This window comes from Asaia lannensis NBRC 102526, assembly GCF_024054035.1.
Taxonomy (GTDB): domain Bacteria; phylum Pseudomonadota; class Alphaproteobacteria; order Acetobacterales; family Acetobacteraceae; genus Asaia; species Asaia lannensis.
Genome location: NZ_JAMXQU010000003.1, coordinates 403285 through 417067 on the forward strand (window position 1 = coordinate 403285; position 13783 = coordinate 417067).

The window sequence follows — 13783 nt, forward strand, 5'->3', positions numbered from 1 at the left end:
CACGGTCGCGCGGGCTCTGCCCCGCCTGTCACATCATGAGCATCTGCTCGGCCTCATGCACGATCTCGGCCAGAGCATCCTCTTCAAAAGGCACTGTCAGCCCCACACCACGCACGAGCGAGCAGAATGCCTTGCTTCCACCTGCTTCGCAGAGTTCGCGATAGAGATCGAAAGCGCGCGGTGCATCGACCTGGGCGATAAGCCAGATCTGAAGCGCCACGCAGAGCGCCAGCGTATAATCGATGTAGTAGAAGGGCGACCCATAGATATGCCGCTGCGCCTGCCAGCGTCCGCCCTTTGCCGGATAGGCCAGATCGCCCCAGTCGCGCCATGGCATGTACTGTTTTTCCAGACGTTGCCAGGTGGCATGTCTATCCTGCGCCGTCATCCCGGGCGTTGAATAGATCTCGTGCTGGAAGTGATCCACACAGGCACCGTAAGGCAGGAAGCAGAGACTTTCGATCAGATGAAGGCGGCGATAGCGCTCGCCTGCACCGTCTTCCACCAGCAGATCGATTTCCGGCCAGGTCAGGAATTCCAGCCCCATCGAATGGATTTCCGCGCCTTCCATCGTCGGCCAGAGCATGTCGATCACGGGGAAACCACGGCTCTTCCAGTTCTGAAAAGCATGGCCCATTTCATGGGTGAAAACACCGATATCGCCATGGGTGCCGTTGAAATTGGCAAAAATGAAAGGCGTGCCCTGCGTCGAGAACGACGTGCAGAACCCGCCCCCTGCCTTACCGGTACGGTTTTTCAGATCGAGATAGTTTTTGTCGACCATTTCACCGAAAAACGCTGCCATCTCGCCACTCTCATCGAGACGAGCGAACATCTCGCGAGCGCGTTCGATCATCAGATCGTAATCCCCGGCGGGTCCAGGGTTGCCTTTCGGATCGACCAGCGCTTCATCCCAGGCTTTCAGGCTCTCCCAGCCCATTTCCAGCTGACGGCGCTGAAGCAGAGCCTGAACCAGAGGCGTCACATGCGTGGCAATACGCTCGCGGAAACCCGCAACATCCGCAGCCGAGTAATCCGTCCGTCGCATACGGCGATAACCAAGTTCGACATAGGACTCGAAACCCAGCGTCTGCGCCATGGCGACGCGAACACGCACCAGATCGTCAAAAATACGATCGAGCGCTTCGCCGTTCCTCTCATAAAAGGCCCATTTTGCCGCCTCGGCCTCATGGCGGGTTTGCCGATCCGGATCCTGCTGAAAAGGCTCCAGACCGGAGAGGTTATGGGTCTCGCCGCGAAAGGGAATCTCCGCAGCCGCCAGAAGCGCCGTGTATTCCGCAGAGAGACGCGCTTCCTCAGCCAGCATCGCCTCAATGCGCGTATCAAAGGTGGTGACATCGGCATCCCATAAGGCGAGCACATGGTCATCCAGATGCTGCGCCACCTCCTCGCGTCTGCCAAGAAGGCGCTTTTTGACGTCAGTTTCCAGACCTGTGGCGTAAGGGGTCAGCTTGTCGGCGTAGTCACGCGCCTCAGTATAAGCGGTGTTGCGCGTGTCCTGTGAAAAACGCAGCTCCACAAGAGCTGACCAGGACTCATAGGCACGGCGCTGCGCATCGAAAAGCGACAGGGCCGAAGCGATGTCGCCGGAATCGAGTGCCTCGTTAATGGTGGCATAAGCCGTGTCGAGGCTTTCGCGCGTGGGGGCAGGGAAATCGAGCGTATTGAAATCAGGAAATGATGTGATCATGCCTTATGGTCGCATTCCGGCCTGGCTTCGTCCAGTCAGCCCTGCCCGTGAGTCATGGCCGCTGACGACGCCAGTCAGAATGATCAACCCGAGCCGTCAACCGAAGCAGCCGAGCGGGATGGTCGATCGGACCGGCAAACCGGGCCAACCGATCGAGGCAGCAGGCTAGTGCAGCGTCTCGAGAAAGCGCGACAGCCGGTCACAGGCCTCGCGCAGGACTTCGTCCGACGCAGCCACGGAGAGCCTGATATGCCCCGGCTGACCGAACGCGCTTCCCGGCACAACGCTGACATGAGCTTCGTCCAGCAGGGCTTCGGCAAAGTCGATATCGCTCCCGAGCCTGCGCCCGCCAGCCGTGACCCGCCCTAGTGCAGCTGCAATGCCCGGAAAAGCATAGAACGCTCCCTCTGGCATGGCGCAGGTCACATGGCGCATACCCTGAAGCGCCGATACGACCAGATCGCGCCGCTTCTGATAGATATCGCGCATAGCATCGCGTCGGGAGGGAGGCGTTTGTAACGCTGCAACCGCTCCAGCCTGAGCCAGTGTGCAAATGCCGGACGTGGCGTTGCTCTGTATGCTCGTCATCGCCTTGATGAGCGGCTGGGGACCGCCGCAGAATCCCACGCGCCATCCCGTCATGGCATAGGCCTTGGCCATACCGTTGATGGTCAGGATGCGGTCTTTGAGATCCGGCGCGACAGAAGCCAGCGAGACATGACTGCGCCCATCGAAGGTCAGATGTTCGTAAATCTCGTCGGCCATGACCAGCACATGTGGCGCTTCGCGCAACACCGCTGCAATGGCCTCGAGATCGTCACGCTCAAGAATGGCGCCACTGGGGTTATTGGGGAAATTGAGAACAAGCCAACGCGTGCGTGGAGTGATGGCTTCGCGCAGGGCTTCGGCCCCGAGGCGAAACCGGTCGCTTTCGAGACAGGGCACAGGAACCGGAATGCCGCCCATCATCTGTGCGATAATCGGATAACTCACCCAGTAAGGCACGGGCACGATCACCTCGTCGCCCGGATCGATGGTAGCGGCAAAGGCATTGTAGATAAGCTGCTTGCCACCATTGCCGATGAGAATTTCCTCCGGGGCATAAACGAGCCCGTTTTCGTCGAGGAATTTCTTTGCAACGGCAGCCTTGAGCGCAGGCTGACCGCCGACGGGTGGGTATTTCGTATCGCCGCGCAGTCCCGCCTGATAGGCCGCTTCCACCGCCTCGGGCGGCGAGGGAAAATCCGGCTCGCCCAGAGCAAGAGAAATCACGTCCACACCGGCTGCGCGCAGGGCGCGTGCCTTGGCCGACATGGCAATGGTTGCAGGCTGAGGCAGGCCGTGCAGGCGCCGGGCGAGACGGAAGCTCATGATCGTCAGCTCAGCGAAGCGCAGAAACGCTGGATACGCGTGCAGGCCTCACGTAGGCTCTCGGTGTCGGTGGCATAGGAAATACGGAAATAACCGGGCGTCAGAAAGGCGCTGCCGTGAACAGCCGCTACGCCCGTCTCTTCAAGCAGTTCGGTGACGAAGATCTCGTCATTGTCGATCACCTTGCCCGAGGGTGTCTTCTTGCCGATCAGCCCCGCAATGGAGGGAAATACATAAAATGCGCCCTCTGGCCGCGTGCAGGTCAGACCCGGGGCCTGAGCCAGCATGGACAGCACCAGATCGCGACGGCCCTGATAGACGGATACCATTTCGCCAATGAAATCCTGCGGTCCTGTCACAGCTTCGAGCGCGGCAGCCTGAGCGATGGAGCAGGGATTGCTCGTGCTCTGGCCCTGAAGCTTGATGAGTGCCTTGGTCAGTTCCACAGGCGCAGCCGAAAAGCCGATGCGCCAGCCGGTCATGGCATAGGCTTTGGACACGCCATTCATGGTCACCACGCGATCGCGCAGTTTTGGCTCGACCTGAACCAGCGTCTTGCTGACCAGACCGTCATAGACCAGCTTGGCATAGATATCGTCGGTCAGGACCCAGATGCGCGGATGATCGAGCAGAACGTCGCACAGCGCACGCAGATCGGCTTCGGAATAGACCGCGCCGGTCGGATTACAAGGCGAGTTGAGCACCAGCCACTTGGTTTTGGGCGTAATCGCTGCGCGAAGGGCGTCAGCATCGAGACGAAAGCCGTTTTCCGGCCTGGTCTGCACAATGACAGGCGTGCCATCGGCCAGTGCCACGATATCGGGATAGGAAACCCAGGCCGGTGCCGGGATGATAACCTCATCGCCGGCATCGAGCGTAGCTGTGAATACGTCATAAATGACCTGCTTGCCGCCGGTAGAGACGACAATTTCCTCAGCTTTGTAATCGAGGCCGAAATCACGGTTCAGCCAGGCAGCAACCGCTTTGCGCAAGGCAGCGGTGCCCGCCACGTCGGTGTAGCGCGTTTCACCGCGCGCGATGGCATCGCAGGCAGCCTGCTTGACGTTCTGCGGCGTATCGAAATCGGGCTCGCCGGCGGAAAGGCTGATAATGTCCCGCCCCGCTTCTTTCAGGGCCCGCGCTTTCTGCGTGATGGCGATCGTCTGGCTGGGAGAAATCCGGTTAAGCCGGGCAGCGATCAGGGACATATCTTCCTCCGGCTGGCGTTCAGGCCAGCTTCTGCATTTCCTGAAGAACGACGGCACCCATTTCTTCCGTGCCGACGCGCTTCATACCTTCAGACATGATATCGGCTGTGCGCAAGCCGCTGGCGAGCACATTCGAAACGGCCTTTTCGATCAGAGCGGCCTCGGCCTCGCGGTTGAGCGAGTAGCGCAACAGCATGGCGAATGAGAGGATCTGCGCCAGCGGGTTGGCGATCCCCTGCCCTGCGATATCGGGTGCGGAACCGTGAATAGGCTCATAAAGCGCATGACGCTTGCCGCTTTCCTGCACCGGGCCGAGCGTAGCGGAAGGCAGCATGCCCAGCGATCCGGTCAGCATGGAGGCCAGATCGGAAAGCAGATCGCCGAACAGGTTGCCGGTCACGATCACATCGAACTGCTTGGGGTTGCGCACCAGCTGCATGGCACAGTTATCGGCCAGCATATGGGTGAGTGTCACATCGCTGTATTCGCGCTCGTGCAAGGCGGTCACGACCTGCTTCCACAGCAGGCCGCTTTCCATCACGTTGCATTTCTCGACCGAACACACGCGATTGTCGCGCAGACGGGCAAGCTCGAAAGCCACGCGAGCCACGCGTTCGATTTCCGATGTCGTATAGACTTCGGTGTTGATCCCGCGCTGCGAGCCATCGGGCAGCGTCTCGATACCGCGCGGCTCACCGAAATAAATGCCGCCCACCGTTTCACGCACGATCATGATGTCGAGCCCGGCCACGAGTTCCGGCTTGAGCGACGAGGCATTGACCAGTGGCGGAAAGACCTGCGCCGGGCGCAGATTGGCGAACAGTTCAAGCTCCTGGCGCAGGCCGAGAATGGCCGCTTCCGGACGCTTGTCGAACGCGACCGAGCTCCATTTGGGATCGCCCACCGAGCCGAACAGCACGGCATCGGCTTCTTTCGCCATATCCACCACTTCCGGGCGAAGCGGCACGCCGTGAACGGCCAGCGATGCGCCGCCCACGAGTTCTTCGGTCATTTCGAGCTTGAGGCCCTTGGCCTTGTCCAGCCAGCTGGCGATCTTGACGACCTCGCGCATGACTTCGGGGCCGACCCCGTCACCGGGAAGAACGAGTAGCTTATGGGCCTGGCTCACGAAACCGTCTCCATGACGATGGTGGGACGCCAGGACTCATCTCTCTGGCGCTTCTGCTCGAAGGACGCGATCGCGCCGTCATGCTGGAGCGTCTGCCCGATATCGTCGAGCCCCTCGATCAGCATGTGCTTGCGAAAGGCATCGACCTCGAACGCGATGGTGCTCCCGTCCGGGCGCTGAACGACCTGCTTTTCCAGATCGATGGTGATGCGGGCATTGGCCCCCATCTGCGCGTCTTCCATGAGGCTCTCACAGATGTCGCGCGGCAGGCGGATTGGCAGAATGCCGTTCTTGAAGCAGTTATTGAAAAAGATATCTGCAAAGCTCGGTGCAATCACGCAGCGGATACCGAAATCCAGCAGGGCCCAGGGCGCATGCTCACGCGATGACCCGCAGCCGAAATTATCCAGCGTGATCAGGATTTCTGCCTGACGATAGGGCTCGCGATTCAGCACGAATTCGGGCTTCTCGGACCCGTCTTCGTTATAGCGCTGTGCGGCAAAGGCGTTCTTGCCCAGTCCGCTGCGCTGGATGGTCTTGAGAAAGCGTGCCGGAATGATCTGGTCCGTGTCGATATTCTCGACCGGCATGGGGGCCGCGATAGCAGTGAGTGTCGTGAACTTGTCCATCATGCCATCTCCCGCACGTCAACGAAGCAACCAGACACCGCCGCTGCCGCGGCCATAGCAGGCGAGCACAGATGTGTGCGACCGCCCGGTCCCTGACGGCCCTCGAAATTGCGGTTCGAGGTCGAGGCACAACGCTGGCCCGAAGTCAGTTTATCCGGATTCATGCCCAGACACATCGAGCACCCCGCCTCACGCCATTCGAAACCGGCATCGCGGAAGATCTGATCCAGCCCCTCTGCCTCGGCGGCAGCTTTCACATGACCCGAACCCGGCACGACCATGGCGCGCACACCCGGAGCCACATGGCGGCCTTTGGCAATAGCGGCTGCCGAACGCAGATCCTCGATGCGGCTATTGGTGCAGGACCCTATGAACGCTACGTCGATCTTGGTTCCGGCGATCTTCTGACCGGCTTCGAGACCCATATAATCGAGCATGCGCTGCACCTGACGTGCACGGGCCGGATCGTTGCAGCTTGCCGGATCGGGCACGATGCCGTCGATGGCAATCACGTCTTCAGGGCTGGTACCCCAGGTCAAATTGGGCTGGATCGAGGCCGCATCGAGCGTGACTTCGGTATCGAACACCGCGTCTTCATCGGTAGCCAGCGTGCGCCAATAGGCACAGGCCTTTTCGAAATCCTCGCCTTTGGGCGCAAAGCGACGGCCCTCGACATAGGCAAAGGTTGTCTCGTCGGGAGCGATCAGCCCCGCGCGTGCACCGGCTTCGATAGACATGTTGCACAGCGTCATGCGCCCGGCCATATCGAGCGCGCGGATGGCGTCGCCGGCAAATTCCATCACATGCCCGGTACCGCCTGCGGTGCCGATCTTGCCGATGATTGCCAGCATGATGTCTTTTGCCGTCACGCCGGGACCGACCTGGCCCGATACGGTGATACGCATGTTCTTGGCGGGCTTTTGCAGAAGGGTCTGCGTTGCCATGACGTGCTCGACCTCGGAGGTACCGATACCGAAGGCCAGAGCCCCCATCGCACCGTGGGTCGAGGTATGGCTGTCACCGCAGACAATGGTCATGCCAGGCAGGGAAATGCCCTGTTCGGGCCCCACCACATGCACGATCCCCTGGTCTTTCGAGCGCAGCCTGAAATAGGGGACGCCAAATTCGGCGACATTCTTTTCCAGCGTTTCGATCTGGAGACGGGATTCCGGCTCCTCGATCGGCAGCGAGCGGTCCGAGGTCGGCACGTTGTGATCGACCACGGCAACCGTCGCATCCGGGCGGCGCAAGCGGCGCCCGGACATCCGCAGGCCTTCGAAAGCCTGCGGGCTTGTCACCTCATGGAGAAGGTGCCGGTCTATGTAGAGGATGCAGGTGCCGTCCGGGAGGCGTTCGACCACATGGTCATCCCAGATCTTATCGAACAATGTTCGCGCCACCGTACTCTCCTTTTTCATAAACCGGTTTCGACTGTCCTGACTTAGGAAGCCGTCTTCACAGTGTCACGGGGACGCTCGGCAATACGAGCCGACTTACCGCTACGCTCACGCAGATAGTACAGCTTTGCACGACGCACCTTGCCGCGACGGACAACAGCGATCTCGGCAATGCTGGGGGAGTAGAGCGGGAAGATACGCTCGACGCCTTCACCGTTCGAAATCTTGCGAACCGTGAAGTTGCTGTTCAGGCCCTTGTTGGAACGGGCAATCACAACGCCTTCATAAGCCTGAACGCGCTCACGCGTGCCTTCGACAACGCGCACGCCGACGCGCACGGTGTCACCGGCCTGGAATTCGGGAACCGGACGGGCGGCGGTCAGACGCTCGATTTCGCGCGCCTCATACTGCTGGACAATGTTCATGTTACTTCTCCGAGAAAACAAAAAATCTTATCTGTTGGTCTTGGCTTCAGCATAGGCCGCCCAGAGGTCGGGGCGTCTGGTCCGCGTGGTCTCACAGGCCTGTTCATGCCGCCAGGCTGCAATCGCGGCATGATGCCCCGAAAGCAGAATTTCCGGCACATCCATGCCATCCCATGAGGCTGGCTTGGTGTAATGCGGGTATTCGAGCAGACCGTCACCGAAGCTCTCTTCAGCATCGCTCAGCTCTGACCCCATCACACCGGGCAGGAGGCGCACGCAGGAATCGAGCAGCGCATAGGCAGGAATTTCCCCCCCCGACAGCACGAAATCGCCAAGCGAGATCTGCACGACATTCCGTCGCTCCAGAACACGCTCATCGACCCCCTCGAAGCGCCCGCACAGCACCACAACCCCGTCACCCGACGCGAACTCACGCGACTGCGCCTGTGTCAGGCGTGCGCCACGCGGCGTCGGGTAAATGACCGGACGCCCCTCGGCCTCGATCGAGTCCAGCGCTTCGGCAACCACATCAGCCCGAAGCACCATTCCCGCACCGCCCCCGAAAGGCGTGTCATCCACGGCGCGATGACGCCCGCGACCGAAAACGCGCAGATCGTGCACACCCAGCGACCAGACGCCTTCTTCAAGCGCCCGTCCCGCCAGGGAGAACCCCAGCGGCCCCGGAAACATGTCCGGAAACAGGGTGAGAATATCCGCGCGCCAGGTCATGAACGCACCGCCACATCGCCCTTGCCCGACAGGTCACCCTCGACTTCCACCTCATGCGGCGGTTCAACGATGACCAGCCCGCGATCGAAATCGATCTCAGGCACACAGGCACGGGTAAATGGCACGATCAGATCCTGACCCTTGCCATCCTGCCCGACTCCCGAAATTTCCAGACTGACGCCAGCACCGTAATCATGGATGATCGCGACCGTACCCAGCGCCTGACCTTCAGCGGTCTCGGCGCGCAGCCCGATCAGATCGGCATGATAGAACTCGTCCTCATCCGCTTCGGGCAGGCGATCCCGCTCGACGAACAGCTTGAGATTGACGAGACGTGCGGCTTCATCGCGATCGGCAATGGCGCGACCTGACGCGTCGAAGAGACGCGCAATGCCGTGACCCTGCCATTCCGCACGCCAGATACGGCCCTTTTCGTCGTGCAGAACACCGATTTCCTCGACCGAGGCCGGATCGTCGGTTGCCGCGAAAAGATGCACGAGCCCACGCACGCCGTGAGGTCTGCCCACGGTTGCGACCAGGATATCCTTATGGATTTCTCCGGGGGCGCTGGCGATTGTCATGGAATGCTGAAGCCTATCCCTGGTCTATGGCTCAGGCTGCGGCCTTGGCAGCTGCACGCTCCTGAGCGCGCTTCTTCGGCGCGGACTGCTTGGGCTGCTCGTTGTAAACGGGCTTTTCCATCAGGCCGGCATTGCCGAGGAAGCGGGCAACACGATCGGTCGCCTGCGCGCCGTTCGACAGCCAGTGCTTGATGCGCTCGTCGTTCAGACGGATGCGGTCGGCATGATCGGAAGGCAGCATCGGGTTGTACGCGCCAACCTTCTCGATGAAACGGCCATCGCGGGGGCTGCGGCTGTCAGCAATCACGATGTGGTAGTACGGACGCTTCTTGGCACCAGCGCGCGAAAGGCGGATCTTGAGGCTCATTGATTAACTCCAGATAGTCGAAAAACTGTAAAAATCATGCCGGATGGGGTTAGCGACGCGGGCCGCCAAAGCCACCGCCGGGCCGCCCGCCGGGAGCACCGCCCGACATGAGACCGGAAAGCATCTGCTTCATGCCACCGAGGCCCATCTTGCTGATGCGCTTCATGATGGTGGACATGTCGTCGAACTGCTTGAGCAACTTGTTGACCTCCTGAACCGTCGTGCCGGAACCGGCAGCAATACGCTTCTTGCGAGAGGCCTTGATGATCGAGGGCGTCTTGCGCTCATCCTTGGTCATCGAGGAAATGATGGCCTGATGACGCTTGAAGATCGAGGTATCGAGATCCTTGTCGCCCAGCTTGTCCTTGAGCTTGCCCATACCGGGAAGCATGCCCAGAATGCCGGAGATCGACCCCATCTTCCCGATCTGTCGGATCTGCGAGGCGTAGTCGTCGAGATCGAACTTGCCCGCCATCATCTTCTTGGCGACGCGTTCGCTCTCTTCATGGTCGAGCGTCTCGCTGGCCTTTTCGACCAGCCCGGCAATATCGCCAAGGCCGAGAATACGACCAGCCACACGCTCGGGATAGAAATCGTCGAGCGCTTCGAGCTTCTCGCCCAGCCCCACCAGCTTGATGGGCGCGCCCGTAATGGCGCGCATGGACAGAGCCGCACCACCGCGTGCATCGCCATCCATACGGGTCATGACGACACCGGTGATACCGACCGCCTCGTTGAAGCGCTGGGCCGTATTCACGGCATCCTGACCCGTCATGGCATCGACCACGAGCAGCGTCTCGACAGGGTTCGTCGCGTCGCGAACGTCACGCACTTCCTGCATCAGCGCTTCGTCGATCGACAGACGGCCTGCCGTATCGAGAATGACGACGTCATAGCCTTCGCGACGACCCGTCTCGATTGCACGCTTTGCGATCTCGACAGGCTGCTGTCCGGCGATAATGGGCAGCGAACCCACACCGACGCGCTCGGCAAGCTGCTGGAGCTGAAGCTGGGCGGCAGGGCGCTGCACGTCGAGCGAGGCCAGAAGCACACGCTTGCGCTCACGGGTGAGAAGGCGCAGCGCGATCTTGCCCGATGTCGTGGTCTTGCCCGAGCCCTGCAGACCGACCATCAGGACGGGCACCGGCGCCGCAGCAGCAAGGTTCAGCGGCACATTGCCCGCACCGCCTAGCGCCTCGATCAGCGCATCGTTGACGATCTTGGCAACGGCTTGACCGGGAGAAATGCTTTCCAGCACTTCAGTCCCGACCGCCTTTTCCTTCACCCTGTTGACGAAGTCGCGCACAACGGGGAGCGCCACGTCGGCATCCAGCATGGCCAGACGCACTTCACGCATGGCTTCGGCAACATCGGCCTCGGACAGCCTGCCGCGCTTGGACAGACCCTCAAATACACCGGAAAGTTTGCCAGAAAGCGTGTCGAACACGTTGAACCCTTATAAGCAACAGAAAGACGCCACTGCGCGAGTCTTCGCGAGGTGGCGTTTCAAATCTGGAGAGGGAGCTAAAGAGGTGAGCGGCATCTGTCAAGGCAAAACGCCCTGCCGTCACGTAACGCTCCCTGAGTACCGATCCTTGGGAGAACCGGTGATTACGACAAGAGGGCAGACAAGGCTGCCTGACGCCTCACCTGCCCTTCCTGTCGGTCCATCCGCACAGCGGTTACGCCCGGCCTGCCCGCGGTGCTGACCGCAGCAGGCCGCTTCAGAACACGTAACCCCAGCGTCGGGAGTCAGAACACCCAATCAGGGGGCGTCGTCGTCGTCCTTGTCCGCAGCACCCTTTGCATGAGGAGGGCGAAGCAGGTCGCGTATCTGCCCTTCAAGCGCGTCGAGCTTGTCCTGCGTCGCGCGTGCCTTGTCGAGCTGCTCGGGCGTCAGGATATCGTGGATTGCCACGGCATCGGCAGCCATCGCCTCTTCATCCTTCGCATTGAGCGCTTCCTTCTGTTTGACCAGACCATCGAGCTTGGCCTTGTCGACTGGCCCCTTCGCCAGAAGCAATGCGCCAATCTGGTTATCGAGATCGCGGCGCTGATGCATGGCATCGCGACGTTCCTGACGATGGCTGTGCATGAGTGCATGAAGCTTTTCGCGCTGCTCCTTGGTCAGGTCCACGCCGCGCAGCATACCCATGAGCGGCGGCGGCATCATCGGCCCCATATGGCCCATAGGCGGCACGGGACCGACAGGACCCGGAACGGGCGGATGGGCATTGGCAATCGCCATGAAAGAAGGGGCGGCTGCGAAGGCCAACATGCAGAATGTCTTTTTCGAGATCATGCTCGTCTTCTTCCTATATTTGCAAAGGGATCTAGAGCGATACCCATGACCAATCCCTAGCAAGAAGAATGCGGAAAACGTGGGCCAAAGCACTACAGAGTGTATGGATTGTTACAGAAGCTCTACCCGTCATTGCTCAGGAAGGGAGGGCGTTTGACGGGTGTTCACGCTCGCGCTCCCATAATCCAACACGTTCACGTTACGACTGTGTCATCTTCTTGTTAAGTATCGGAAAGAATGCCAGCTTCATGACACGCATTCCCCAGAAAGCGTCGTGTCAGGAACCGGATTGGCAAATGTCGTGCAACCCAGATTTCTCCACTCCCGCCAGGGCTGTCACAGGGACTGTCGACCCCTGTTGCCGCACGCTGTGGAGAGCAGGGCTCGACCGCAGTGCCATCGTCAATATCCGCTCTGTTACATTTAACTCTTCTGACACGTCGCTCTCACGGCATCGTGCCCACGCGCCGTGTGTGACGTCGTTCGATAAGGCGTTGTCAGGCCCTGCCCGATCCGCCTTCCCCGCCCCAGAGTACCGTGCCGATTACGGATCGGCGCTTTTCCAAGGACAGCCCCAATGAAGAAATCCCTGCTTCTGGCCAGTGTTGCCTTCGGGCTCGGGCTAGGCGCCCAGGCCAAAGCCGACACGACGCTCACGATCGCGACCGTGAACAACGTGCAGATGATCGAGATGCGCAAACTGTCCAGCGTATTCGAGAAGGCCCACCCGGATATCCATCTCAACTGGGTGACGCTCGAGGAAAACGTGCTGCGCCAGCGCGTCACGACCGATATCGCCACCCATGCGGGTCAGTTCGATATTCTCACCATCGGCAATTACGAAGTGCCCCTCTGGGCCAAGCAGGGCTGGCTGTACAAATTCGACAATCTGTCTGCCGCCTATGACGTCAACGACATTATCGCTCCTGTGCGCGAGAGCGTCAGCTATGAGGGCAAGATCTACGCCCTGCCCTTTTATGCTGAAAGCGTGATGACGCTTTATCGCAAGGACCTGTTCGCCAAGGCCGGTCTCACTATGCCGGAGACGCCAAGCTGGGACCAGATACGTGATTTTGCTGCCAAGACGACCGACAAATCGACCGACACCTACGGCATCTGTCTGCGCGGCAAGCCGGGCTGGGGTGAGAACATGACCATTGTGACCACCATGGTTACCAGCTTTGGCGGTCAGTGGTTCGACATGAGCTGGAAGCCAGCACTCACCACGCCCGCCTGGCATAACGCCATCAGCTATTACAGCTCCATTCTCAAGCAGTTCGGGCCGCCCGGTGCCAGCGCCAACGGCTTTAACGAAAACCTTTCCCTGTTTGCGACAGGCCATTGCGCCATCTGGGTCGATGCCACCAGCGCGGCTGGTACGGTGTTCGATCCCAAACAAAGCTCGGTTGCCGACAAGGTCGGTTTCGCCTCGCTGCCCACAGGCAACTTCAAAGGCGGCCCCACCTGGCTCTGGTCATGGAATCTCGCCATCCCGGCATCGTCCACCCACGCTGAAGCCGCCAGTACCTTCATTCAGTGGGCGACGTCCAAGGACTATATCCAGCTCGTTGCCAAGACAGATGGCTGGGTCAATATTCCGCCAGGCACGCGAAGCTCTTCCTATCAGTCGCCCGACTACCAGAAAGTCGCGCCCTTCTCGTCCTTCGTGCTGAAAGCCATCGAAAGCTCGAACCCGTCGGGTCAGACAGCACAGCCGCGGCCTTATGTCGGCGCGCAGTTCGTCGACATCACCCCGTTCCAGGGCATCGGAACACAGGTAGGACAGACCATCGCCTCCATTCTGGCGGGATCGACCAGTGTCGATGCAGGACTCTCGGCCGCCAATACCGCGACCAACCGCGTTATCCGTCAGGCCGGTTACCAGAAATAGGATCACGGTATCGGGGCCTTGCGGCCCCGATACACGTTTCCTG

Annotated in this window: 14 protein-coding genes; 2 read left to right on the forward strand and 12 right to left on the reverse strand. The window is 60.4% G+C overall.

The genetic code is table 11. The features are described from left to right. Positions 1-28 precede the first annotated feature (28 nt). Positions 29-1711, reverse strand: a complete 1683-nt coding sequence (locus tag NF685_RS06685) for a M3 family oligoendopeptidase (protein WP_252849048.1) — start codon at positions 1709-1711, stop codon at positions 29-31. Between NF685_RS06685 and NF685_RS06690 the strand changes: the two genes are divergently transcribed. Beyond that, complete coding sequence (locus NF685_RS06690) at positions 1704-1880, forward strand: hypothetical protein (protein ID WP_252849049.1); 177 nt, start codon at positions 1704-1706, stop codon at positions 1878-1880. The two genes, NF685_RS06685 and NF685_RS06690, sit on opposite strands and share 8 nt — an antisense overlap. On the opposite strand, the gene NF685_RS06695 is transcribed toward NF685_RS06690, so the two are convergent. The 11 genes from NF685_RS06695 to NF685_RS06745 all read right to left on the reverse strand — a co-directional run bounded on the left by NF685_RS06695 (position 1877) and on the right by NF685_RS06745 (position 11825). Beyond that, positions 1877-3082, reverse strand: a complete 1206-nt coding sequence (locus NF685_RS06695) for a pyridoxal phosphate-dependent aminotransferase (protein WP_252849050.1) — start codon at positions 3080-3082, stop codon at positions 1877-1879. The genes NF685_RS06690 and NF685_RS06695 overlap by 4 nt on opposite strands. Before the next feature lie 5 nt (positions 3083-3087). Next, complete coding sequence (locus tag NF685_RS06700) at positions 3088-4290, reverse strand: pyridoxal phosphate-dependent aminotransferase (protein ID WP_252849051.1); 1203 nt, start codon at positions 4288-4290, stop codon at positions 3088-3090. A gap of 19 nt (positions 4291-4309) precedes the next feature. Beyond that, on the reverse strand, positions 4310-5419 hold the full coding sequence (leuB, locus tag NF685_RS06705) for a 3-isopropylmalate dehydrogenase (RefSeq protein ID WP_252849052.1): 1110 nt from the start codon (positions 5417-5419) through the stop codon (positions 4310-4312). Next, a complete protein-coding gene (gene leuD / locus NF685_RS06710; RefSeq protein ID WP_252849088.1) occupies positions 5416-6048 on the reverse strand; it encodes a 3-isopropylmalate dehydratase small subunit in 633 nt (210 codons plus the stop codon). The genes leuB and leuD overlap by 4 nt, the downstream gene beginning before the upstream one ends. After that, positions 6048-7466 (reverse strand): 3-isopropylmalate dehydratase large subunit, encoded by a 1419-nt coding sequence (gene leuC, locus NF685_RS06715; RefSeq protein WP_222547040.1) that lies wholly within the window; start codon positions 7464-7466, stop codon positions 6048-6050. The genes leuD and leuC overlap by 1 nt, the downstream gene beginning before the upstream one ends. 23 nt (positions 7467-7489) lie before the next feature. After that, a complete protein-coding gene (rplS, locus tag NF685_RS06720) occupies positions 7490-7870 on the reverse strand; it encodes a 50S ribosomal protein L19 (protein WP_025884695.1) in 381 nt (126 codons plus the stop codon). Between the two features lie 27 nt (positions 7871-7897). Beyond that, positions 7898-8599 carry a tRNA (guanosine(37)-N1)-methyltransferase TrmD gene (gene trmD, locus NF685_RS06725; RefSeq protein ID WP_222547039.1) on the reverse strand — a complete coding sequence of 234 codons (702 nt, stop codon included), beginning with the start codon at positions 8597-8599 and terminating at the stop codon, positions 7898-7900. Beyond that, complete coding sequence (rimM, locus tag NF685_RS06730; protein WP_252849053.1) at positions 8596-9180, reverse strand: ribosome maturation factor RimM; 585 nt, start codon at positions 9178-9180, stop codon at positions 8596-8598. Before rimM ends, trmD begins: the two co-directional genes overlap by 4 nt. Positions 9181-9211: 31 nt before the next feature. Then, positions 9212-9547 carry a 30S ribosomal protein S16 gene (rpsP, locus tag NF685_RS06735; protein ID WP_127103580.1) on the reverse strand — a complete coding sequence of 112 codons (336 nt, stop codon included), beginning with the start codon at positions 9545-9547 and terminating at the stop codon, positions 9212-9214. Positions 9548-9596: 49 nt separating this feature from the next. Continuing rightward, positions 9597-10994, reverse strand: a complete 1398-nt coding sequence (gene ffh, locus NF685_RS06740) for a signal recognition particle protein (protein ID WP_222547038.1) — start codon at positions 10992-10994, stop codon at positions 9597-9599. A gap of 318 nt (positions 10995-11312) precedes the next feature. Beyond that, positions 11313-11825, reverse strand: a complete 513-nt coding sequence (locus tag NF685_RS06745) for a Spy/CpxP family protein refolding chaperone (protein ID WP_222547037.1) — start codon at positions 11823-11825, stop codon at positions 11313-11315. A 601-nt stretch (positions 11826-12426) separates the two neighbouring features. Here NF685_RS06745 and NF685_RS06750 point away from each other — a divergent pair. Then, a complete protein-coding gene (locus NF685_RS06750; protein ID WP_252849054.1) occupies positions 12427-13740 on the forward strand; it encodes an ABC transporter substrate-binding protein in 1314 nt (437 codons plus the stop codon). Positions 13741-13783: the final 43 nt, after the last annotated feature.